Origin of the sequence: Sulfuritalea hydrogenivorans sk43H (assembly GCF_000828635.1) — a bacterium.
Taxonomy (GTDB): Bacteria; Pseudomonadota; Gammaproteobacteria; order Burkholderiales; family Rhodocyclaceae; genus Sulfuritalea; species Sulfuritalea hydrogenivorans.
In genome coordinates, this window is the sequence record NZ_AP012547.1 from 2,323,220 (window position 1) to 2,345,820 (window position 22,601).

General features: G+C 62.8%; 24 protein-coding genes and 1 pseudogene. 3 read left to right on the forward strand and 22 right to left on the reverse strand.

All coding sequences use genetic code 11. The features are described 5' to 3' along the window. Nucleotides 1-134: 134 nt before the first annotated feature. Complete coding sequence (gene lplT, locus SUTH_RS11205) at nucleotides 135-1,400, forward strand: lysophospholipid transporter LplT (protein WP_041099305.1); 1,266 nt, start codon at nucleotides 135-137, stop codon at nucleotides 1,398-1,400. Nucleotides 1,401-1,411: 11 nt separating this feature from the next. On the opposite strand, the gene SUTH_RS11210 is transcribed toward lplT, so the two are convergent. From SUTH_RS11210 to SUTH_RS11235, 6 genes are all read right to left on the reverse strand, one after another. Beyond that, a complete protein-coding gene (locus tag SUTH_RS11210; protein ID WP_041099307.1) occupies nucleotides 1,412-2,338 on the reverse strand; it encodes a cation diffusion facilitator family transporter in 927 nt (308 codons plus the stop codon). Continuing rightward, nucleotides 2,338-3,078: a uracil-DNA glycosylase gene (locus SUTH_RS11215; RefSeq protein WP_041099309.1), complete on the reverse strand. Its 741-nt coding sequence runs from the start codon at nucleotides 3,076-3,078 to the stop codon at nucleotides 2,338-2,340. Before SUTH_RS11215 ends, SUTH_RS11210 begins: the two co-directional genes overlap by 1 nt. Next, entirely contained in the window at nucleotides 3,075-3,497 is a 423-nt protein-coding gene (gene rimI / locus SUTH_RS11220; RefSeq protein ID WP_052473558.1) for a ribosomal protein S18-alanine N-acetyltransferase, read from the reverse strand. The genes SUTH_RS11215 and rimI overlap by 4 nt, the downstream gene beginning before the upstream one ends. 17 nt (nucleotides 3,498-3,514) lie before the next feature. Next, the gene (gene tsaB, locus SUTH_RS11225; protein ID WP_041099313.1) at nucleotides 3,515-4,204 is read right to left on the reverse strand and encodes a tRNA (adenosine(37)-N6)-threonylcarbamoyltransferase complex dimerization subunit type 1 TsaB; all 690 of its coding nucleotides are present in this window, start codon (nucleotides 4,202-4,204) and stop codon (nucleotides 3,515-3,517) included. A gap of 169 nt (nucleotides 4,205-4,373) precedes the next feature. After that, nucleotides 4,374-5,228, reverse strand: coding sequence for an SPFH domain-containing protein (locus tag SUTH_RS11230; RefSeq protein WP_041099315.1), 855 nt, complete (start codon nucleotides 5,226-5,228; stop codon nucleotides 4,374-4,376). Nucleotides 5,229-5,239: 11 nt separating this feature from the next. Next, nucleotides 5,240-5,692: an NfeD family protein gene (locus SUTH_RS11235; RefSeq protein ID WP_041099317.1), complete on the reverse strand. Its 453-nt coding sequence runs from the start codon at nucleotides 5,690-5,692 to the stop codon at nucleotides 5,240-5,242. Between the two features lie 329 nt (nucleotides 5,693-6,021). Here SUTH_RS11235 and SUTH_RS11240 point away from each other — a divergent pair. Next, nucleotides 6,022-6,336 (forward strand): annotated as a pseudogene (locus SUTH_RS11240) (HU family DNA-binding protein); the annotation flags it as partial. Nucleotides 6,337-6,488: 152 nt separating this feature from the next. On the opposite strand, the gene SUTH_RS11245 reads toward SUTH_RS11240, so the two are convergent. From SUTH_RS11245 to rpsB, 16 genes are all read right to left on the reverse strand, one after another. Continuing rightward, the gene (locus tag SUTH_RS11245; RefSeq protein WP_041099320.1) at nucleotides 6,489-7,289 is read right to left on the reverse strand and encodes a TrmH family RNA methyltransferase; all 801 of its coding nucleotides are present in this window, start codon (nucleotides 7,287-7,289) and stop codon (nucleotides 6,489-6,491) included. A 46-nt stretch (nucleotides 7,290-7,335) separates the two neighbouring features. After that, nucleotides 7,336-7,923 (reverse strand): ribonuclease HII, encoded by a 588-nt coding sequence (gene rnhB / locus SUTH_RS11250; protein ID WP_041099322.1) that lies wholly within the window; start codon nucleotides 7,921-7,923, stop codon nucleotides 7,336-7,338. Next, nucleotides 7,920-9,074 (reverse strand): lipid-A-disaccharide synthase, encoded by a 1,155-nt coding sequence (gene lpxB / locus SUTH_RS11255; protein ID WP_041099324.1) that lies wholly within the window; start codon nucleotides 9,072-9,074, stop codon nucleotides 7,920-7,922. Before lpxB ends, rnhB begins: the two co-directional genes overlap by 4 nt. Before the next feature lie 4 nt (nucleotides 9,075-9,078). After that, nucleotides 9,079-9,855, reverse strand: coding sequence for an acyl-ACP--UDP-N-acetylglucosamine O-acyltransferase (lpxA, locus tag SUTH_RS11260; protein ID WP_197539712.1), 777 nt, complete (start codon nucleotides 9,853-9,855; stop codon nucleotides 9,079-9,081). Further along, nucleotides 9,852-10,322 carry a 3-hydroxyacyl-ACP dehydratase FabZ gene (fabZ, locus tag SUTH_RS11265; RefSeq protein WP_197539577.1) on the reverse strand — a complete coding sequence of 157 codons (471 nt, stop codon included), beginning with the start codon at nucleotides 10,320-10,322 and terminating at the stop codon, nucleotides 9,852-9,854. The genes lpxA and fabZ overlap by 4 nt, the downstream gene beginning before the upstream one ends. Beyond that, entirely contained in the window at nucleotides 10,319-11,344 is a 1,026-nt protein-coding gene (gene lpxD, locus SUTH_RS11270; protein ID WP_041102228.1) for a UDP-3-O-(3-hydroxymyristoyl)glucosamine N-acyltransferase, read from the reverse strand. Before lpxD ends, fabZ begins: the two co-directional genes overlap by 4 nt. 12 nt (nucleotides 11,345-11,356) lie before the next feature. Continuing rightward, nucleotides 11,357-11,857 (reverse strand): OmpH family outer membrane protein, encoded by a 501-nt coding sequence (locus SUTH_RS11275; RefSeq protein WP_041099327.1) that lies wholly within the window; start codon nucleotides 11,855-11,857, stop codon nucleotides 11,357-11,359. Between the two features lie 24 nt (nucleotides 11,858-11,881). Continuing rightward, entirely contained in the window at nucleotides 11,882-14,161 is a 2,280-nt protein-coding gene (bamA, locus tag SUTH_RS11280; protein WP_041099328.1) for an outer membrane protein assembly factor BamA, read from the reverse strand. Between the two features lie 15 nt (nucleotides 14,162-14,176). After that, nucleotides 14,177-15,550 (reverse strand): RIP metalloprotease RseP, encoded by a 1,374-nt coding sequence (gene rseP, locus SUTH_RS11285; RefSeq protein WP_052473559.1) that lies wholly within the window; start codon nucleotides 15,548-15,550, stop codon nucleotides 14,177-14,179. Beyond that, nucleotides 15,547-16,749, reverse strand: coding sequence for a 1-deoxy-D-xylulose-5-phosphate reductoisomerase (gene ispC, locus SUTH_RS11290; protein ID WP_041099330.1), 1,203 nt, complete (start codon nucleotides 16,747-16,749; stop codon nucleotides 15,547-15,549). Before ispC ends, rseP begins: the two co-directional genes overlap by 4 nt. Further along, the gene (locus SUTH_RS11295) at nucleotides 16,746-17,483 is read right to left on the reverse strand and encodes a phosphatidate cytidylyltransferase (RefSeq protein ID WP_231850998.1); all 738 of its coding nucleotides are present in this window, start codon (nucleotides 17,481-17,483) and stop codon (nucleotides 16,746-16,748) included. The genes ispC and SUTH_RS11295 overlap by 4 nt, the downstream gene beginning before the upstream one ends. A gap of 59 nt (nucleotides 17,484-17,542) precedes the next feature. Further along, nucleotides 17,543-18,364 carry a polyprenyl diphosphate synthase gene (gene uppS, locus SUTH_RS11300; protein ID WP_041099332.1) on the reverse strand — a complete coding sequence of 274 codons (822 nt, stop codon included), beginning with the start codon at nucleotides 18,362-18,364 and terminating at the stop codon, nucleotides 17,543-17,545. Nucleotides 18,365-18,404: 40 nt separating this feature from the next. Next, on the reverse strand, nucleotides 18,405-18,962 hold the full coding sequence (frr, locus tag SUTH_RS11305; protein ID WP_041099333.1) for a ribosome recycling factor: 558 nt from the start codon (nucleotides 18,960-18,962) through the stop codon (nucleotides 18,405-18,407). A gap of 17 nt (nucleotides 18,963-18,979) precedes the next feature. After that, nucleotides 18,980-19,696, reverse strand: coding sequence for a UMP kinase (gene pyrH / locus SUTH_RS11310; RefSeq protein WP_041099335.1), 717 nt, complete (start codon nucleotides 19,694-19,696; stop codon nucleotides 18,980-18,982). Nucleotides 19,697-19,711: 15 nt separating this feature from the next. After that, nucleotides 19,712-20,611: a translation elongation factor Ts gene (gene tsf, locus SUTH_RS11315; RefSeq protein ID WP_041099337.1), complete on the reverse strand. Its 900-nt coding sequence runs from the start codon at nucleotides 20,609-20,611 to the stop codon at nucleotides 19,712-19,714. A gap of 104 nt (nucleotides 20,612-20,715) precedes the next feature. Next, complete coding sequence (rpsB, locus tag SUTH_RS11320) at nucleotides 20,716-21,465, reverse strand: 30S ribosomal protein S2 (protein ID WP_041099339.1); 750 nt, start codon at nucleotides 21,463-21,465, stop codon at nucleotides 20,716-20,718. Nucleotides 21,466-21,799: 334 nt separating this feature from the next. Here rpsB and SUTH_RS11325 point away from each other — a divergent pair, with 334 nt between their 5' ends. After that, complete coding sequence (locus SUTH_RS11325; protein ID WP_041099341.1) at nucleotides 21,800-22,546, forward strand: adenylate/guanylate cyclase domain-containing protein; 747 nt, start codon at nucleotides 21,800-21,802, stop codon at nucleotides 22,544-22,546. The last annotated feature ends 55 nt before the right edge of the window (nucleotides 22,547-22,601 follow it).

A 22,601-nucleotide genomic window follows, 5' to 3' on the forward strand; every position in this document is an offset into this window, starting at 1 on the left:
ACCCGTCGAGCCTGCGAGACGGGTGATATCCCTTGCAAACATGACCTCTGACGCATCGCAACATCGAAGTAATGACGCACCTTTCGTGATATAAACCGGCAGCCCGAAACAAGGTCGGACCAACGACCCAATCCATGAGTACAGGTTTCTACATCATCATGGCAGCGCAGTTTTTTTCCGCGCTGGCCGACAACGCCCTGCTGATTGCAGCCATCGCCATCCTGCGCGACATGCATGCGCCGGCGGAATACGAACCCCTGCTGAAGACCTTTTTCACGGTTTCCTACGTTGTACTGGCTGCCTTCGTCGGCGCCTTTGCCGATTCGATGCCCAAATGGCGGGTCATGTTCATCAGCAACGGCATCAAGATACTCGGTTGCAGCCTGATGTTCCTTGATCTGCATCCATTGCTGGCCTATGCCGTCGTCGGACTCGGAGCCGCCGCCTACTCGCCGGCCAAGTACGGAATCCTCACCGAATACCTGCCGCACCGCCTGCTGGTGGTGGCCAACGGCTGGATCGAAGGCCTGACGGTCTGCGCGATCATCCTCGGCGTAGTGCTGGGCGGCGCCTTGATCAGGCCGGAAATCGCGCTCAGCCTGCTTTCCCTGGACTTTCCGTTATTCGACACCGGCATCGACACCGTCGCCGAAATGACGCTGATCATCATCGGCACGCTTTACCTGATCGCGGCGGTGTTCAATCTCTACGTCCCCGACACCGGGGTGGACCACAAGCCGCTGAAAAAGAACCCGGTCTATCTGTTCCATGAATTCAACCACTGCCTCAAGCTGCTGTGGCGCGACAAGCTGGGCCAGATCTCGCTGGCGGTCACCACGCTGTTCTGGGGCGCCGGAGCGACGCTGCAGTTCATTGTGCTCGAATGGGCCAAGGCCGCCCTGAATCTCGACCTGTCCAAGGCCAGCATGTTGCAGGGCGTGGTCGCCGTCGGCGTGGCCATCGGCGCCGTGCTCGCGGCGCGCATGATCACGCTGCGCAAATCGGTGCGGGTAATCCCGCTGGGGATCGCCATGGGCGTTGGCGTGATCGCCATGATCGCCGTGCGCGACATGTGGCTGGCCGTGCCGCTGCTGGTTCTGGTGGGCATTTTCTCGGGCTTCTTCGTGGTGCCGATGAATGCCCTGCTGCAGCATCGCGGTCACATCCTGATGGGTGCTGGACATTCCATCGCGGTACAGAACTTCAACGAAAATCTTTCAATCCTGATCATGACCAGCGCCTATTCGGTGCTGCTCAAGGCCCAGTTGTCGATCTATTGGATCATTGTTCTCTTCGGACTGTTCGTCGCCGGCGCGATGTGGCTGGTCAAGCGCCAGCACGAGATCAACCAGCGCGAACGCGACGACGTCGCGCATCTCGAAGACGTCACCCATCACTGACGCTACAGCGCTCAGCGCACGTCCGGTTCGAAGAACACCCACTGCGCGCTCGGAAAGCGCTCCTGCATGCGCGCCTCGACGGCGTTGATGGCCTCGACCACCTGCAATCCGGTCTGCGTTTCCATGTCGCGCATGCGCGCCTTGACGGCGATCACCACCTTGTCGCCCCAGGCCAGCGTAATCACGTTCAGCACCTGCTCCACTTCGGGCTGGGCGGCAACGAAGGCTTCGATCTCGGCGCGCAGTTGCGGCGCGGCGGATTCGCCGACGATCAGGCCCTTGACCTCGATCATCACCGCGATTGCGATCATCATCAGCACGGCGCCGATCGCCAGCGTGCCCAGTGCGTCCCACAACGGATTGCCGGTGACCACGGTGGAGGCGACCGCGAGGAAGGCCAGTGCGAGGCCGAGCAAGGCGGCGATGTCCTCGCCCGCCACCACCATCAGTTCGGACTGGCGCGTTTCACGGAACCACACGAGGAAAGGCTGACGCCCGGCGATCTTGCGAATCTCCCTGAGCGCTCCCCACAGCGAAAATGCCTCCAGCACCACGGCGCAGGCCAGTACCGCCATGGCAATCAGGCCGTGCTGCAACGGCTGCGGATGCAGCAGCCGCTCGATGCCTTCATAGACCGAGAAAGCGCCGCCCATGAAGAACAGCATCAGCGCCACGATCATCGACCAGAAATAAGTGACGCGATGATGACCAAGCGGAAAGTCGGCGCTGGCGGGACGGCGTGCCTGCTTCAGCCCCAGCAGCAACAGCAGCTGGTTGGCGCAGTCCGCCGTGGAATGAATCGCCTCGGCCAGCATTGAGCCGGAACCGGTCCAGAACGCGGCCGCATACTTCGCCACCGCGATGCCGAAATTGGCGCCCAGCGCGTAGAAAATCGCCCGTATCGAACCATGAGCCGAGCCTTCGCTGCCGTGCGACATCAGCCGTCCTTTCCCGCCTGCATGGTCCGTCGCATGAAGCAAAGATCCTCCCACGCCCTGGCCTTGTCCTGCAGGGTGCGCAACAGGTAGGCGGGGTGGTAAGTCACGATCAGCGGGATGCCGCGATAGTCGTGCAACTTGCCGCGCGCGGCGGCGATCTTGACCTCGACTTGCAACAATGTCTGTGCCGCCGGCCGGCCCAGCGCCACGATCAGCTTTGGCTTGATCAGTTCGATCTGCCGCTCCAGATACGGCTTGCAGGCAGCGGTTTCCTCCGGGGTCGGCGTCCGGTTCTCCGGCGGGCGGCACTTCACGGCATTGGCGATATACACGTTCTCGCCCCGCTTGAGACCGATCGCGGCCAGCATGCTGTCGAGCAGTTTTCCGGCCTGGCCGACGAAGGGTTCGCCGCGCTGGTCTTCTTCGGCGCCCGGCCCCTCGCCGACGAACAGCCAGTCGGCATGGATGTCGCCGACGCCGAGTACCGCCTGCTTGCGCGCCTCGCAGAGTCGGCACTGGCGGCACGCCGCCACGGCGGTGGCAAGCTCGTTCCAGGTTGCGGGAACGGCCGGCGCGACGGCCACGGTCTCCGGCGCGCTGGCGGGAACGTTTTCACGCAGCAGCTCGACAGCGGCGGGGGCCGCCGCTTCTTCAAGCACCGGCCCTGCCGCTGCCGCGCGCAACTTCCAGACCGGCCCCAGGCCCATCTCGCGCAGTATTTGCTCGCGGTCCGACGTCATAAGTCGAGCACCATCACGATCGCATCCTCGCGGCCCTCATGCGTTTGATAATAGTCACGCCTTCTGCCGATTTCGGTGAAGCCGTGATGACTGTAAAAACCCAGGCCGGAAGCATTGCTGGGGCGCACTTCCAGCAGCATGCGCGTCGCCGCATGAGTCCGGGCCCGGTCGAAAAGCTGGTTCAGCAGTGCCGAGCCGCGGCCGCCGCGCTGCAGTTCCGGCAGGATGCTGATGTTGAGCAGATGCGCTTCGTCCAGCACTTGCATCATGACGGCATAACCGGTCATGCGTCCGTCTTCCTGCGCCAGCCATGCACCATGGCCAGCCACCAGCGAGTCGGCAAAGTTGCCGCGCGTCCAGGGAAAGGGATGGATGCGGGCTTCTGCCGCGGCCACCGCCTCGAGGTCGGCATCCGTCATGCTCGGATAGCAGACCACTATTTCGCGCCACCGCGCGCGATCCGCTCGGCGGTCGTCAATGCCACCTTGTCACGCACATAGATGGGCTGTGCCAACATCACCGGCAACGCCGAGCCGCTGGAAAATTCCGGCGCCGCCAGGCGCAGCACGGCAGCGGCGGTGGGAAAGACATCGGCGCGCACCCCGACCAGATCGGGCTTCCTTGCGCGCAACAGTTCGCCATAGCCGGCAAAGCCGTCGCCCACGCCCCAGCCGCCCGCGAAAGTCGGCGCCGGCGACACGGCGGCAGGCAGGCAGACGGGCGCCATGAGTTGCGCGACGACCTCCCCTTCGACCGCATAGGCCGCGCTGTATACCTCGTTCATGCGCGCGTCGAGGCAGGCCCAAACCTCGCGCTCGCCGGACGCCAGCGCCAGCGCTTCGAGTGTCGACACCGGCATCACCGGCAGATCGAGGCCCCAGGCCAAGCCTTGTGCCACGCCGCAGGCCAGGCGCAAGCCGGTAAAACCGCCGGGGCCGGCGCCGAAGGCAATGCCATCGATCTGCCCCAGCGCAAGGCCTGCCTCTGCCAGCAACTCATGCACCCAGGGCAAGAGACGTTCCGAGCCGCCATTGGGAACTTCCTCGGCGCGCTCGATCAGCTCGCCGTTTTGCCACAGCGCAACCGACAGGCGTCGTGTTGCGGTCTCTAGAGCCAACAGGCGCATGCGAAATCGGCGTGTATAGCGTGAAGCACTTCGTTCGGAGACCTACGTAAGAAACGCGCGCAGCGCGCCGAACAGTAACCCCCCGCGAGGGGGAAGGGGGCGGGCAACCAATTGGCCTTTCGCGTGTTTCATCTTCTGCGTCTGGATCTGGGTGCCATCAGCGTTCCATCTACTTGCGGTTGCCGAGGATGCCGCGCAGCGTGTCCTGGATGTCGGCAGGAATCAGCACCGTCTTGGCGTTGTCCGACTTGGCCAGGTTGCCGATGGCATGGATGTACTTTTCGCCGAGCATGTAGCGCATCGGCGCGTCCTCGCTGCCGATCGCCGCGGCGACGCGCTTGATCGCCTCGGCCGAGGCATCGGCCAGCGTGATCTGCGCTTCGGCCTGCAGGCGCGCAGCCTGCAGTTGCGCTTCGGCATTGAGGATGGTTGCCTGCTTGGTGCCCTCGGCCTTGGTCACCATGGCTTTGCGCTCGCGCTCGGCGGAAGCCTGGGCTTCCATGGCCTTTTGCATCGACTCCGACGGATTGATGTCCTGGATCTCGACCGACTTCACCGTCAGGCCCCAGTCAATGGCCTCGTCGGCGACGCCTTCGCGCAGGCGGGCCTTGATCTTGTCGCGGTTCGACAGCGCTTCGTCGAGAGTCATGTCGCCGATGATCGAACGCAGGGTGGTCATGATCATGTTGCGAATGGCTTCGGAGAAATCCGTCACGCCGTAAACAGCCTTGATCGGATCGGTGATCTTGATGAAGGCGATTGCATTGGTCAGGATCACCGCATTGTCCTTGGTGATGACTTCCTGCTCCTGCACATCGAGGATGATGTCCTTGGTCGTCAGCTTGTAGCGCACCTGGTCGAAGTAGGGAACGATGATGTTGAGGCCGGGGCGCAAGGTGGTGTGGTACTTGCCCAGGCGTTCGACAATCCACTCCTCTCCCTGCGGCACGATGCGAACGCCCTTGGCGATCGTGACCGCGACAAAAACAAACAGTGCAATGACAAAAAACGCGAATTCGCCCATGCTCGACCCTTTCAGTATTTGCCGACTTTCAATATCTGGCCATCAACCGCCAGCACCCTGACCCGCTCTCCGGCCGCAATGGCTTCATCGGCGAGGCAGGGCCAGACATCGGAACCCATGACCGGCTTCTGGAAACGCACTTCGCCGCGCGCCGAGTCCACTCCGAGCGGAGCGACCGCCCGCACCAGCACGCCGATCTCGCCCAATGCCTCATTCGCCTGGCCGGACCGGGTCTTGCCTTCTTCCTTGCGGAACACCCTGAACCAGAGCACCGTCATGGCAATCGACGCCGCCGTCCACAGCAGAATCTGCGTGCTGAATGCCATCATCGGCATTCCGAGCATGGCAACACCCACCAGCAAGGCGCCCAGGCCAAACCATATGATGAAGAAGCTGGGCACGGCGAGTTCCACCAGACCCAGCGCGAGGCCAAGAACCATCCAGTGCCACCAGGCGAGTTCCATTTCCTTCGCGTCCTTTCGTATGCGGCTGCAAGTGACTGAATGGCCGAGCGGCCCGATCAGCCGGTTCCGGCGGCAGAAACCCGCTCCCTCTCGGCCAAAGTTCATTTTATCGCCTTTGCCATGCACACTTTTCCCCGGCCGGCAGATTATTCATGGATACTTGCAGATGCTCAAAATCCAATCTGGAAGTACCCGCAACGCCCATGCAATCGCGTGCCCCTGACTTCTGGAAGTATTGATACAATCTTCAAATAGTTTGAGCCAGGTTAAGAATTGTTTGCCACACCGAGTTACCATTCGCATAGAATTCAACCCGCCACTATCATCATCACTCCACGAGGTCACACATGAACAAGTCTGAACTGATCGAAATCACCGCCAAGGAAGCCGATATCAGCAAGGCTGCTGCCGAGAAGGCACTGTCTGCTGTGATGGCAGCCATCGTCAAGGCCGTATCCAAGGGCGACTCCGTTACCCTGGTTGGCTTCGGCAGCTTCAAGTCGTCCAAGCGTGCCGCACGCGTTGGCCGCAACCCGCAAACCGGCAAGGAACTGAAGATCGCCGCGACGACCGTGCCGCGCTTCACCGCCGGCGCCACGTTCAAGGCTGCCGTTGCCGGCAAGAAGGCTGCCAAGAAGAAGTAAGCAGCCAGCGTTTCAGCTTTCAAACAGGCCCGCCATGTGCGGGCCTGTTTGTTTATGTCTCCGGCAAGAGCCGGGGACGGTATCCCTTGGCGGGATATGTCTCCAGCTTCTGCTGGAGACGGTATCCCCCGGTGGGATATGTCCCCGCGGGATCAGGCACGCAGTGGATTCGCCGGCCTCTTCAACCGCTGACGGCTCGCCTCGAACAGGCATACCGCCGTCGCCGCCGCCACATTCAGCGACTCGCTGCCGCTCGCAAGCGGAATGGTGGTGCGTACGCTGGCCGCGGCAATCAGGTCCGGCGCAAGTCCCGCGCCTTCGTTGCCAACCAGCCAGACAACCGGGCCGGAGAGGTCGAGCTCATAGAGACTTGTGCCGCCGCGCGCGACAGTGGCGATGGAAGTCGCGGCGCTAGCCTCCAGCGCGGCAGCGAGATCGGCTTGTTCGCGAATCGCCAGCGAAAAATGCGCTCCCTGTCCCGCACGCAGCACGCGCTGGGTCCACGCACCGGCACACCCAGGACCCAGGACCACATCGCGTACGCCCGCAGCTGCGGCGCTGCGCAGGATTGCACCGACATTGCCGGCATCCTGAACCGCGTCGAGAAACACGGCATCGCCCGACAAGCCCCCTGTCGGCGCAGGCGGTATCCCGATCACCGCGGCAATGCCGGTCGGCGTGCTCACGCCGGAGATTTCGCGAAACAGGCTGTCGCGCAGGATCACGCACTCAACATTCGCGGCGCCTCGCAGCAGTTCATCGACCTCCGCATTTTTTTTCCCACTCTCGCTCACCAGCAATTGCTCGACGGCGATGCCGCGGGCAAAACAGGTCGTCACCAGATGAATCCCGTCCAGCAAGGCGCGGCCCTGCCGGCGCGGATCATCACTCAATGCGCGCAGGGTCTTGAAACCCGGATTTTCGCGAGAAGCGATGTGACGGGGATCGCTCATGCAACGGCTTCCGGGCTGTCCACTGGAGTTCGGCTCACCGGCAGGTTCATGATCCGGGCTTCCGTCGCACGTCGAGCAATGCCCGCACCGGCGCGAAACTCTTGCGATGGAAAGCGGCCGGGCCGTGCAGTTCCAGCGCCGCGCGATGCGCTACCGTGTCATAGCCTTTGTGACGATCCAGCGCGTACTGCGGAAAGGCCTCGTGGATGCAGCGCATCTCGGCATCGCGCGCGGTCTTGGCCAGAATCGATGCCGCCGAAATCGCCGGTTCCGTTGCGTCGCCGCCGATGATCGCGCGCGCAGGAATCGCCAGCGACGGGCAGCGATTGCCGTCGATCAGAGCTGCCGCGGGTTGCACCGCGAGCGCCTCGACAGCCCGGCGCATGGCCAGCAGCGTCGCCTGCAGAATGTTGATGCTGTCGATTTCCTCGACCGATGCCGAAGCGATGCCGAAGGCGAGCGCCTTTTCGCGGATTTCGACGGCCAGGCGCTCGCGCTTGCGTTCCGACAGTTTTTTCGAGTCGGCCAAACCTTCGATGGGCCGCGCCGGATCGAGGATCACCGCAGCGGCATACACCGGCCCGGCGAGAGGCCCGCGCCCTGCCTCATCTACCCCGCATACCAGATGGGTCATGCCTTTTGCAGCAGGTAGGGCAACACCGCATCGGCAGCCTTCTGCGCGGTATCCTGCCGCAGCAGCCGATGGATGCCGTCGAAGACGCGGGAAATTCCGGCGCGTGCCTGACGGTCGACCAGCAGGTTGCCCAGGGCCTGGGCCAGATTCTCCGGCGTCGCTTCGTCCTGCAGGAATTCGGGCACCACGTAGCGACCCGCAAGAATGTTCGGCAGGCCTACCCACGGCAGATAACGCATGCTCCGCATCAGCCGCCATGACCACGGCGACATCTTGTAGGCGATCACCATGGGCCGGCCGACCAGCGCGGTTTCCAGCGTGGCGGTGCCGCTTGCCACCAGCACGGCATCGCTGGCCGCGACGGCGTCCGCCGCATGGCCGAACATCAGGGTGAAGGGCAGTTCGTCTGCCTTCAGTTTCCACATGGCCGTCTCGAATTGCTGCCGCGTCTCGCGCGATACCAGCGGCACGAGGAACTGCAGAGTCGGATAGCGTTCCAGCAGCAGCCTGGCGGTCTCGATGAATGTCTCGGCCATGAAATGCAATTCGGACTGGCGGCTGCCGGGCAGCAGCGCAATCACCGGACGCTCCGCCGCCACACCGAGCCGTTCGCGCACGGCACGCTGGTCAATTTCAAGCGGAATGACGTCGGCCAGGGGATGGCCGACATAGCTGCACTTGACCGCTGTGCCCTGGTACAGCTCGGGCTCGAAGGGATACAGGGCAAGAATATGGCTCACCGACTGGATGATCCTGTTCATCCGGTTCTTGCGCCAGGCCCAGATCGACGGGCTGACGAAGTGGATGGTGGGTATCCCGTTGCGCTTGAGACGCCTTTCCAGCCACAGGTTGAAATCCGAACCATCGACGCCGATGAATACATCGGGCCGGTCCTTCAGCAAACGGCGCAGCAGTTGCCGCCGCATCGCGGTGATGGCACGATAATGCCGCAGGACTTCGGCGTAACCGCGCACCGCAAGCATCTCCGCCGGCCAGAGCGATTCGAAGCCCTCGCGCTGCATCTTCGGTCCGCCGATGCCGTAGAACTTCGCTTCCGGCAAATGCCGTTTCAGGGCGCCAACGAGATGCGCTGCCAGCTGGTCGCTGGAGGCCTCGCCCGCCACCATTGCTATCCGTGGAGCCTGTCTCATGGAATCAGCGAATGATTCCCCGTCCGGGCGCCGCGAGAAAATCGCTGAGCAGCGCCAGCTCGGGCACGGCAACCGATTCGGCGGCAATCACGGCACGTGCCTCATCGAGCTTCATCCCGCTCTTGTACAGGCTCTTGTAGGCCCGCTTCACCGCAGTCACTGCCTCGCCCGAAAAGCCGCGCCGCTTGAGTCCCTCGGCATTGATGCTGCGCGGCTCGGCCGGATTGCCGGCGGCCATGACGAAGGGTGGCAGGTCCTGCAACAGGATGGTGCCCATCGCGGTGATGCTGTGGGCGCCGATGCGGACGAACTGATGTACCACCGTGAAGCCGCCGAGGATGGCCCAGTCACCGACATGCACGTGGCCGGCCAGTTGCGCGTTGTTGGCGAAGATGGTCTGGTTGCCCACCTGGCAGTCATGCGCCAGATGAACGTAGGCCATGATCCAGTTGTCATTGCCCAGCCGCGTCACGCCGGCATCCTGGGCCGTGCCGCAATTGAAGGTACAGAATTCGCGAATGGTGTTGCGGTCGCCGATTTCCAGGCGCGTCGGCTCACCCGCATATTTCTTGTCCTGCGGCTGCTCACCGATGGAACAGAACTGGAAAATGCGGTTGTCGCAGCCGATTCGCGTGTGCCCGGTGACCACGACGTGGGGCCCGATCACGGTGTGGTCGCCGATCTCGACGTGCTCGCCGACGATCGAATAGGGACCGATGACGACGCCCTTGCCGAGCTTCGCCGCGGGGTGTACCAGAGCGGTGGAATGAACGCTCATCAGGGCGTGGGGCGCACGGCGCAGATGATGTCGGCCTCGGCCGCCACCTGCCCATCGACCTTCGCGGTCGCCGAAAACTTCCAGATGCCGCGCTTGTTGGCATTGAGCGCGACATCGATGATCAATTGGTCGCCGGGGCCGACCGGCTTCTTGAAGCGTGCATTATCAATCCCGACAAAGTAGTACACCGACTTGTCGTCAGGCTTGTTGCCCATGGTCTTGAAGGCGAGGATCGCCGCAGTCTGCGCCATCGCCTCGATTACCAGCACGCCGGGCATCACCGGATGATGCGGATAATGGCCAGGGAAGAACGGCTCGTTCATGCTGACGTTCTTGAGCGAAGTGATCCTCTCGCCGGGAATCACTTCCAGCACGCGATCGACCAGCAGGATCGGATAGCGATGCGGCAGGTACTCGAGAATTTGATGTATGTCCAGACGGGAATCGACTGCCCCGCTTGCTTCGCTCATGATTTCTTCTCCAGTGCGGCAAGCCGCTGTTCGAGGGCACGGATTTTATCGGCCATCGCATCAAGATGACGCAGCCGCGAAAAATTCTTCAGCCAGTCGCCGTGTTCCAGGAAAGGCACCGTGCCGCTGTAGGTACCGGCCTCCTTGATCGATTTCGCCACCAGGGTTCCCGCCGAGACATTGACGTCATCCGCAATTTCCAGGTGCCCGAGAATGACCGCGGCGCCGCCGACCGTACAACGCGCGCCGATCACTGCGCTGCCGGCAATCCCGACACAGCCCGCCAGCGCGCTGTGCGCCCCGATTTTTACGTTGTGGCCCACCTGTATCTGGTTGTCGAGCTTGACCCCGTCGGCGATGACCGTGTCGTCCAATGCACCGCGATCTATCGTGGTTCCCGCGCCGATTTCGACATCGTCACCGATCAGCACGCGTCCCATCTGGGGAATCTTGACCCAGGCACCATCGGCTTCACGGGCGAAGCCGAAACCATCGGCACCGATCACCACCCCGGAATGGACCAGGCAGCGTGCGCCGAGACGATTGCGCGGATAGACCGCCACGTTGGCCGCGAGCCGACTGCCGGAACCAATTTCCACCTCGGCGCCAATGCTGCAATTGGCCGCAATCACTACGTCGGCGCCGATTCTGGCGCCAGGACCAATCCAGACATTGGGGCCGATACAAGCCGTTGCAGCGACCTCGCCCTCCACCACCGCGCTTGGATGCACGCCGGATTCGGGCATCGGCGGCGGATTGAGCCACTGCGCGACACGAGCGTAATAGAGATAGGGCTGCGATGTCAGAATCGCCGCCGCCGGACCGTTCGCCGCTGGCGGCGCCATGATCACCGCCGAGGCGCGGGTGCTTGCAAGCTGATGGCGATACCGGGGATTGGCAAGAAAGGCCAGATCACCAGGACCGGCATGTTCCAGCGTGGCAATGCGGGAAATCGCCGTATCGCCAGCGCCGACTATTTCTCCGCCGAGACGGGCGACAATCTCGTCGAGCCGCAGCGCCACGGCCAATGCGTCTTACTTGGTGCCGTCGCCCAGCGCCTTGATCACCTTGTCGGTGATATCGATGCGCGGGTTGGCGTAGACCGCTTCCTGGAAAATGATGTCGTACTTCTCGGCCTCGGCGATCTGCCTGATGATCTTGTTCACCCGCTCGAAAATCGCCGCCATTTCTTCATTCTGACGCTGGCTCAGGTCCTCGCGGAACTCGCGCTGCTTGCGCTGGAAATCGCGGTTGAGTTCGCCGAACTCGCGCTCCTTGGCGCGACGCTCGCTCTCGGCCATGGTCACGGCGTTCTTGTCGAGATTCTCCTGCAAGCCCTGCAACTGTTTGGCAATGCGTTGCAGATCCTGATCGCGCTTTTCGAAATCCTTTTCGATCTTCTTCTTGGCTCGTGCCGCCTGCGGGGCGTCGTTCAGTATCTTCTGGCTATTGACGAAGCCGATCTTGCTGTCGGCAAGAACGGTGGCGGAAAACGACAGCAGGGCGATACCTGCGAAAATATATTTCTTTAGCATGGCTCTCTCACTATTGGGAAGGGATCAAAAGACCGAGCCCATCTGGAACTGCAAACGCTGCACCTTGTCTTCGGCTTTCTTGTTGAACGGATTCGCAAACGAGAACTTCAACGGACCCATTGGCGAATTCCAGGCCAATGCGACACCGGCACTGTATCTCAGGCTGCCCAGACTGAATTTGTTGTCGTAACCCCAGACACTGCCGGCATCGGCAAAGACACTCAAGCGCATGGAATTGTCGCGCCCCATGCCTGGCACGGGAAACAGCAATTCAGCGTTGCCGATCAGCCGCTTGTCTCCGCCCAGCGCCTCGTCCGTGGCCGGGTCGCGCGGCCCGAGGGAATTCGAGTCGAAGCCGCGCACCGAGCCAATGCCACCGGCGTAGAAGTTCTTGAAGAAGGGCAGCTCCTTGTTGCCATAGGATTTGGCCAGGCCGATCTCGCCATTCAGTGCCAGAGTCAGCTTGCGATCAAGCGGGAAGAAGTGCTGATGCTGATAGGTTGCCTTGACATAGGTGGCGGTGCTGCCCGGCATTGCCATTTCAAGCACCGCCCGGCGATATACACCGCTCGTCGTCACCAGCAGACTGTCGCGGCCATCCTTTTGCCAACCGGCAGTGCCCAACAGGGTATTGCTGCTTGCGCCGAAGCGGGTGACATAGTCCTGGTAGCGCAAGGGACTGTTGGTATCCACCGTCAGCTTGGTGCGATCGAACGAAAGCCCGAAATTCAGGTAATCATCTTCGGCAATCGGGACGCCCCAGCGCCCGCCACCGCCAAAGGATTTTGAGCCGAAGCTACCTACCGCCAATGTGCTGGTGTCGGTCTTGCGGTAGTAGATGTCGAAGCCCTGGCTGACGCCGTCGACCGTGAAATACGGATCGGTGTGCGACAGGGAGTAAACCTTGTTCGCCGCGCTGGTGCTGACCTGGACGCCGACATGCTTGCCGCTGCCGAACAGGTTCTGCTGCTGCACCGAGCCTGACACGGAGAACTTGTCCGCACTGGAAAAACCCGCGCCGAGCATGATGTTGCCGGTGGGCTTTTCCTTGACCTTGACTTCCATGTCTACCTGATCGGTGGTTCCGGCGACGGGCGGGGTTTCAACGGTCACCTCGTCGAAGTAGCCCAGCCGATCAACCCTGGTGCGCGACTTGTTGATCTTGTCGCCGTCGTACCAGCCGGATTCGGCCTGGCGCATTTCGCGGCGCACCACTTCATCGCGGGTGCGCGTGTTGCCCGTCACGTTGATGCGGCGCACATACACGCGCCGCCCCGGATCGATGAACACGGTGAATGCCACCTGGCGCTTTTCCTTGTCGAGTTCCGGCGCCGCATTGACGTTGGCAAACGCATAACCTTCATTGCCCAGCCGCTCGCTGATGGCCTTGGTGGTCTCGGTCATCCTCTCGCGCGAGAACACCTCGCCCGGCTTGATCTGCACCAGCTTGGTCAATTCCGCTTCCGGCAACAACAACTGCCCCGCCAGCTTGACCGACGACACCGAGTACTTTTCACCCTCATTGATGTTGATGGTGATGTAGATGTCCTGCTTGTCCGGCGAAATCGACACCTGGGTCGACTCGATATTGAATTCGAGGTAGCCGCGATCGAGATAATGCGAGCGCAGGGTTTCCAGATCGCCGGAGAGCTTCTGCTTCGAATATTGGTCGTTCTTCGTGTACCAGGTCAGCCAGCCCGGCGTGCGCAGCACCAGCAGGTCGAGCAGGTCCGCTTCGCTGATGGCGCCGGCGCCGATGATGTTGATCTGCCGGATCTTGGCGATATCGCCTTCGTTAACAGCGAAATTCACGCCGACGCGATTGCGCTCCAGCGGCGTGATGGTCGTCGTGATCTGGACCGCATAGTGGCCCTGCGCCAGATATTGGCGCTTGAGTTCCTGCTCGGCACGCTCGACCATGGCTCGGTCGAAAATCCGCGACTCGGCGAGACCGACTTCGCGCAGCGACTTCTTCAGGTCTTCCGGCTTGAAGGCCTTGAGTCCGGTGAATTCGAGCGAGGCGATGGCCGGGCGCTCCTCCAGCACCACCACCAGCACCTCGCGGTCGATTTCGAGACGCACATCCTTGAAGAATCCGGTGGCAAACAGTGCCTTGATGGCGGCGGCGGCTTTCTCGTCCGTCATGGTGTCGCCGACCTTGACCGGAAGGTAGGAGAACACGGTGCCGGCCTCGGTACGCTGGATCCCCTCGACCCGGATATCCTTGATCTGGAACGGATCGAACGCAAACGCGGAACGGGCCAGCAGAGCGACAAGCAGACCGGCAAGCAGTTTCTTCTTCATTTAATTGGACGAGAATTAGCCGGAAACAAGGCGGTTGATATCGTTGTAGAAGGCAAAAGCCATCAGCAGCGCCAGCAAGGCAAAACCGATCTGTTGGCCGATTTCCAGAGCCCGTTCCGAGACCGGGCCACCCCTGAGAAACTCGACGAGATAATACATCAAATGCCCCCCGTCCAGAACTGGCACGGGCAGCAGATTCAGCACGCCGAGGCTGATGCTGATGAGTGCCAGGAAGCGCAGGTAGTAGCTGGCGCCGAGTCGCGCCGACTGCCCCGCGTAATCGGCGATGGTCACCGGTCCGGAAAGGTTCTTCCACGACAGTTCCCCGGTCAGCATGCGCCCCATCATGCGCAGGCTCAGGATCGAGGTATCCCAGGTCTGCTGCAACGCCCGATCGATTGATTCGAGCGGCCCGTAACTCACTTCCGTGGTCATCTCGAAGGCCTCGCCCTTGCCCTCCTTCGCCATCAGGCCGAGACGTCCGATTTTATGCTGGCCTTCTTCCGTCATGCGCGGGGTGGCCGCGAGCTCGATCTGCCGACCGTCGCGCTCCACGACAAACGCCAACTGGCGCCCCGCCGCCGCACCTGCCACTGCGGCCAGTTGTTTCCATTCGCTGATCGCCTTGCCGTCAATCGACAACACCCGATCGCCGTCGCTGAACCCCGCAAGCGCAGCGGCCGAATTCGGCTGTACGCGTCCGACCACCGCCGGCAGCGGCGGCCGGAATAGCACCAGCCCAAGCAAGCGCAGGGGATCCTTCTCCAGCTGTTCCAGATCGAAACGATCGCTGGCGATCCGGTAGACGCCGATCTCTCGTTGCAGGCTGATCACTTCCAGCTGCAGCACCTCCTTGTCCAATGCCCGCTGCATGACCTCCCAACGCAGTTGCTGCCATGTTTCGATGGGTTTGCCATTGACCGAGCGCACCGTTACGCCATCGCCGATGCCGGCCATCGCCGCCGGAGTACCGGCTGGCGGCAAGCCGAGACGCGGCTTGAGTTCCGTCACGCCGTGCATGAACAGGACCCAATACAACACGATCGCCAGCAGGAAGTTGGCCGCCGGGCCGGCGGCCACAATGAATGCGCGCCGCCCCACGGATTGACGATTGAAGGCTCGCGGCAGTTCCGCGGAAGGCACCTCGCCTTCGCGTTCGTCGAGCATCTTGACGTAGCCGCCGAGCGGAAACGCCGAGATCGCCCATTCGGTGCCATCACTCCCGTGGCGCCGCATCCAGAGCACCTTGCCGAAGCCGAAGGCGAAGCGCAGGACCTTGACGTTGCATGCCCGCGCCGCGAGGTAATGGCCCATTTCGTGAACCACCACCAGCACAGCCAGGGCCAGCAAAAATGCGCCCGCGTACCAGGCCAGCGATTCCGGGTTCATGCAGGCCCTTGCGCCGAGCTTGCGCCAAAACGGCGCACGAGGAGATCAAGGGCCGCCGCGCGCCCCTGACGATCGGCCTCCAGCACCGCGGCAAGGTCGGGCACCGCAGCCTGGGGCACTGCATCCAGGGTGGCGGCAATAAGCTCGGCAACGCCCAGATAGGAAAGGCGGCGCTCCAGGAAAGCCGCCACCGCTACCTCGTTCGCGGCATTGAGTACCGCCGCCGCATTGCCCTCGGCGCGCAGTGCGCGATAGGCGAGATCGAGGCAGGGAAACCGCGCGAGGTCGGGACGCTCGAAATTGAGCTGGCCCACCGCGAACAGGTCGAGCGGCGCCACGCCCGATTCGATGCGCTGCGGCCAGGCCAGCGCGTTGGCAATCGGTGTGCGCATGTCGGGATTGCCCAACTGCGCCAGAACGGAACCGTCCTCGTAATCGACCAGGGAATGGATCACGCTCTGCGGATGGATCACCACTTCGATCCTGTCCGCCGGCGCGTTGAACAGCCAGTGCGCCTCGATCACTTCGAGGCCCTTGTTCATCATGGTCGCCGAATCGACCGAAATCTTGCGTCCCATCACCCAGTTGGGATGCGCCACCGCCTGCTCGGGCGTGACCCCGGTCAGGGTCTCCAGCGGCACGCTGCGAAACGGCCCGCCGGAGGCGGTCAGCAGAATGCGCCGGACGCCGCTGTGCGCCATGTCGCCCGCGTAATCATGCGGCATCGACTGGAACACCGCATTGTGTTCGCTGTCGATCGGCAGCAGCAGGGCACCGGCGCGGCGTACTTCGGCCATGAACACCGCGCCGGCCATCACCAGCGCTTCCTTGTTGGCCAGCAATACCCGTTTGCCGGCACGCGCCGCGGCCAGGGTCGGCGGCAACCCGGCGGCGCCGACGATGGCGGCCATCACCGCATCGACTTCGGGCAGGCTGGCGACTTGCGACAATGCGTCGGGGCCATGCAACACCTCGGTGCGCAGGCCGCCATCCCTCAACATTCCGGCCAGTCGCTGCGCATCGGCCGCACTGCCGACCACGGCATAGGCCGGCCGGAACCGGCGGCACTGCGCGGCGAGAACCTCCACCTGGCGATGTCCGGTCAGCGCCACGACTTCGAAGCGATCCGGATGGCGCGCCACCACATCCAGCGTGCTGACGCCGATCGAGCCGGTGGCGCCGAGAACGGTCAGTTTCATGAGCGGACCCAATGCAAAATGAGCGCGGCCAGCGGCAGGGTCGAGGTCAGCGCATCGATGCGATCGAGTACGCCGCCGTGCCCCGGCAGCAGGTTGCTGCTGTCCTTGATGCCGGCCTGTCGCTTCAGCAGGGATTCGAACAGGTCGCCCATGACGCTCACCGCCGTGAGCAGGACCAGCATCAGGACGAGCAAGGGCAGCGACAGCGGCAGCTTGTCCTTCAAGGGCGAGAACGACAGCACGATGCCGCCGTAGATCAGCACGCCGACCACCGCGCCCGCCACGCCTTCCCAGGTCTTGCCGGGGCTGATGCTCGGCGCCAGCTTGTGTTTGCCAAATGCCCGGCCGGCGAAATAGGCCGAGATGTCGGCGACCCAGACCAGCGCCATGGCCGCGAGCATCAGCCAGGTATCCACCGCGTGCAGCGCCACCATCGCCGCCCAGGTCGGCAAAATCACCAGGGCGCCGAGCAGGTAGCCGAAGAAGTCGTTGCCGGCCAGCGTCCATTTAAAGCGGAACCACAACGGCACGACAAGAATCCAGAACGCCACCGAGACGCCAAGCAATACCGGGACAAGTGGCTGCGCCGCCACCGTCAGTTGCCAGCAGAACAGCATCAGGACGAACGCATACATCACCCGCGCCGGCTGGTCCTGGCGCATCAGGCCGCCCCACTCCCACGCGGCGAGCGCGGCGATCGCGGCAAAGGTCAGCACCGCCGCCAGCGGCGGCATGGCAAACAGGATCAGCCCGAGTCCGGCAACCAGCAGCAGCGCGGTGATCGACCCGCGTCTTAAGCATCGTGGTCGGTGGCTGGCACGGCCTGAGTCGGCGCTGGCGGTACGGCGAGCGGCTTGCCCGACTGCTCGCCGAGTTGCTCGCTGGTACGCCCGAAACGGCGCTCGCGCCGGCGATACGACGCAATCGAGGCATCCAGCGCCGCATCGTCGAAATCGGGCCACAGGGTCTCGGTGAAATGGAACTCGCTGTAAGCCAGTTGCCAGAGCAGGAAGTTGCTGATGCGCTGCTCGCCGCCGGTGCGGATGAAGAGATCGGGCTCCGGCGCGTAAGCCATCATCAGATGCGGCGCAAGGTCGGCCTCGCCGTAGCAACCGGCCTTTTCCGGATGCGCCAGCGCCAGCTGGTTCATGGCTTGCAGGATGTCCCAGCGGCCGCCATAGTTGGCCGCGATGGTCAGCGTCAGGCGCGTGTTGTTGGCGGTCTTCGCCTCGCCTTCGCGAATCAGCGCCACCAGGCGAGGCTCGAAGGCGGAAAGATCGCCGACCACCTTGAGACGAACGCCGTTGGCGTGAAGCTTGCCTATTTCACCCTGCAAGGCACTGATGAAAAGATTCATGAGGAAGGACACTTCCTCGGCCGGGCGGCGCCAGTTTTCCGATGAAAACGCAAACAGGGTGAGGTATTCGACGCCGCGCGCAATGCAGGCCTTGACCATCGCCCGCACGGTCTCGACGCCGCGCTTGTGTCCCGCGACGCGAGGCAGGAAGCGCTTCTTGGCCCAGCGGCCGTTGCCATCCATGATGATGGCAATGTGGCGCGGCACATCCGCCACATCGGGAATTGCCTGCGTCGAGCTGGTGAATTTTCCTGCCATGCCTCCCCCTCCGCTGCCGCCAGGTTCTGATTCCCGATCCTCAGATCGCCATCAGGTCTTTCTCTTTGTCCGCCAGCGCCCGATCCACTTCGGCGACGTAGCGATCCGTAAGCCGCTGCATGTCATCGAGGGCACGGCGCTCGTCGTCCTCGGAGATTTCCTTTTTCTTCAGCGCGTCCTTCAGATGAGAGATCGCATCGCGGCGCAGGTTGCGGATTGCCACCTTGGCGTTCTCACCTTCGTGCTTGATCACCTTGATCAGGTCGCGGCGCCGTTCTTCGGTCAGGGCCGGCATCGGCACGCGGATCAGTTCGCCTTGCGACGCGGGGTTGAGTCCCAGATCCGAATCGCGAATCGCCTTTTCGACCTTGGCCACCATGGGCTTTTCCCAGGGCTGCACGCCAATGGTGCGGGCGTCGATCAAGGTGATGTTGGCCACCTGGGTGATCGCTACCATCGATCCGTAGTAATCCACCTGCACGTGATCGAGGATGCCGGTATGCGCACGGCCGGTGCGCACCTTGCCAAGGTCGGCTTTCAGCGACTCGAGGCTTTTCTGCATTTTCTGTTCAGAAGCCTTCTTCAGCTCGGGAATCATGCCCCACTCCTAAAGTTCTAAACGTGAACCAGTGTGCCCTCGTCCTCGCCCATCACCACGCGCTTCAGGGCACCGGTCTTGAAGATCGAGAACACGTTGATCGGCAGCTTCTGGTCGCGGCACAGGGCGAACGCCGTGGCATCCATCACCGCCAGGTTGCGGCCGATCGCCTCGTCGAAACTGATGCGGGCGAAGCGGGTCGCCTGCGGGTCCTTCTTCGGATCGGCGGTGTAGATGCCGTCGACCTTGGTCGCCTTGAGCACCATCTCGGCGCCGATCTCCGAGCCGCGCAGCGCCGCCGCGGTATCGGTGGTGAAGAACGGGTTGCCGGTGCCGGCGCCGAAAATCACCACCTTGCCTTCTTCGAGGTAACGGATCGCCTTGCCACGGATGTAGGGCTCGACCACCTGCTCGATGTTCAGCGCCGACTGCACGCGCGCGTTGATGCCCGCCTGGCGCATGGCATCCGACAGCGCCATGGCGTTCATCACCGTCGCCAGCATGCCCATGTAATCGGCCGTGGCGCGATCCATGCCGGTGGCAGTGCCGCCCACGCCGCGAAAGATGTTGCCGCCGCCGATGACCACACCGAGTTCGACACCGAGATCGGTGACCGACTTGATTTCCGCCACGATGCTGCCGAGCATCGCCGGGTTGATGCCGTAGGCATCGTCCCCCATCAGCGCCTCGCCCGACAGCTTGAGCAGGATGCGGCGGAATTTCGGCGCAGTCATCGTTGCGTCTTGCCTTTACTTGTTGCCGGCAGCCGCAGCCGCTTGCGCGGCCACTTCGGCGGCGAAGTCATTGACCTTCTTCTCGATGCCCTCGCCGACGATGAACAGCGTGAAGCCGGCCACCGATGCACCCTTGGCCTTCAGCAGCTGCTCGATGGTCTGCTTGCCGTCCTCGGCCTTGACAAACACCTGGCCCAGCAGGGTCACATCCTTCAGGTACTTCTGCACCGTGCCTTCGGCGATCTTTTCCAGCATGGCTTCCGGCTTGCCGGCTTCGCGCGCCTTCTCGATGGCGATGCGGCGCTCCATGTCCAGCAGATCCGCCGACACGCCCGACGAATCCAGCGACTTCGGCTTCGAGGCGGCGATGTGCATCGCCAGGTCCTTCGCCAGTTGCTCGTCGCCGCCGACCACATCGACCAGCACGCCGATCTTCGAGCCGCCGTGGATGTAGGAAGTCAACTTGCCCTTGGCCGCAACGCGCACGAAGCGGCGGATGCTCATGTTCTCGCCGATCTTGCCCACCAGCGCGGAACGGGTGGATTCGACCGTGCCCTCGCCCATCGGCAGGGCCGACAGCGCGGCGACGTCGGCCGGATTCTTTTCCGCCACCAGGCGCGCGCAGTCGGCGGCCAGCTTGAGGAACTCGTCGTTCTTGGCGACGAAGTCGGTCTCGCTGTTGATTTCGAAAATGCTGCCCAGCTTGCCGTCGGCGGCGATGTGGATCGCCACCACGCCCTCCGCGGCGACACGGGTTGCCGCCTTGCTGGCCTTGTTGCCCAGCTTGACGCGCAGGATCTCCTCGGCCTTCGCCATGTCGCCGGCCGCTTCGGTCAGCGCCTTCTTGCATTCCATCATCGGCGCGTCGGTCTTCTCGCGCAATTCCTTGACCATGCTTGCGGTGATTTCCGCCATTGCTTTGCTCCAAATTCAGTGAATCACTTGCCACGGCGGGCGCGGCGGCGCGGGCAGCCTGATGACCCGCACCGCAGCGCCGCTGGCGCCGCGGCGGGTTGCCGTTACTCCGCGGCGTCCTCGACTTCGACGAACTCGTCGTCGCCGGCGAGTTGCTGCACCACTTCGTTGATGCCCTGGCTCTTGCCTTCGAGGATGGCATCGGCCATGCCGCGGGCGTAGAGGCGGATCGCGCCGGAGGAGTCGTCGTTGCCCGGGATCACGTAGCTCACGCCTTCCGGGGAATGGTTGGTATCGACCACGCCGATCACCGGGATGCCGAGCTTGCCGGCTTCGGTGATGGCGATCTTGTGGTAGCCGACGTCGATGATGAAGATCGCGTCGGGCAGGCCGCCCATGTCCTTGATGCCGCCGATGGACTTCTTCAGCTTGTCCATTTCGCGCTGCAACGTCAGGGCTTCCTTCTTCGACAGCTTCTCGAAGTTGCCTTCGGCCATGGCGGTTTCCAGATCCTTGAGGCGCTTGACGGACAGCTTCAGGGTCTTGAAGTTGGTCATCATGCCGCCCAGCCAGCGGTCATCGACATAGGGCATGCCGCAACGCTGGGCTTCCTCGGCGATGATTTCGCGCGCCTGGCGCTTGGTGCTGACGAACAGGATGGTGCCCTTCTTGGCCGCCATCTTGCGGACGAAGGCGATCGCCTCCTGGTACTTGGCCAGGGTCTTTTCGAGGTTGATGATGTGGATCTTGTTGCGATGGCCGAAAATGTACGGGGCCATCTTGGGGTTCCAGAAACGGGTCTGGTGGCCGAAGTGAACTCCCGCCTCCAGCATCTGGCGCATGGTAGTGCTCATAGAACTATCTCCGATATGGGTTGAACCTCCGCCTGGCCGTGCTGCTTCGCGCTGATTTCCCGCGGGAAGCCACCCTATCGGCGCCGGGCGTGTGGATTTTGCCCGGGACCACCCCGGACAAGCGCGCAATTATAACGGCTTGCGCAGTGTGGCACAAGCCGCAAAAGCGGCTTCGACGACCCGAGAGATGCTCACTTTCCGGACTGAAAGCGACACAGCTCTCCCAAAATCAGGCTAGACTATGACATACGATATAAGTCGATCGACGCGGGGCGGGTTCGAGTCCCTCCGGCAATTCGACATTGAGGAGACCAAGTCCGTGAGCCTTTTTGCCATGAATCGTCTCGCCGCAGACATTCTGGAAGTCGAGAACCAGTTTCTGAGCCACGCCCCGCTTGACCGCTTCGACCCGACCCGGACCAATGTCTCGCCGGCGATCAGGAAGGCGATCAGCGAAACCGCGGCAATCGAGGCCATCGTGCTGACGGTGGATATCCGCCGCTCATCCTGCGTCCTCAAGGAATCGATCGACATCCCGCAGTACGCCAAGATTCTCGACGATTTCGTCGCCGAGTTCCGCACCGTATTGCACTACCACGGCGGCTGGTTCGACAAATTCACCGGGGATGGCTTCATCTGCTACTGGCTGGTGGAGGACGCATTCACCGAGCGCATGGATACGGTGCTCGATTTCTGCTGTTCGGTGATGGATAACTTCCGCACCTACTACTACCCGGCCTTTGTCGCCAACATGCGTAACGAACCCGCGGGAATCGGGCTGTCGATCGGCGTCGATGCCGGCCCCTGCTACCTGACGCCGATCGTCGGCGACCTCACCATCATCGGCTCGCCGATTGTCGGCTCGGTGCGCATGTGCGCCGCCTGTCCGCCCTACCACCTGATGCTCAACGCCTACCCCGGCAGCCGCCTGATGGAAGGAACGACCACCGCCTGCGGCAGGCTGTCCGAAGACCTGGCCTACCAGGTCGAGGGCAAGTCGATCGTGACCAAGGAATATCCGCAAGGGCAGGTGGCCTATTCCGTGGAGTTTTACAGGAAGGGCTCGCGCCTGTTTTTCTGATGCGGCGGGCGTGCGGCAAGCGGCCTGCGGGTAAAATGTCCTTCCCCAATCCCGC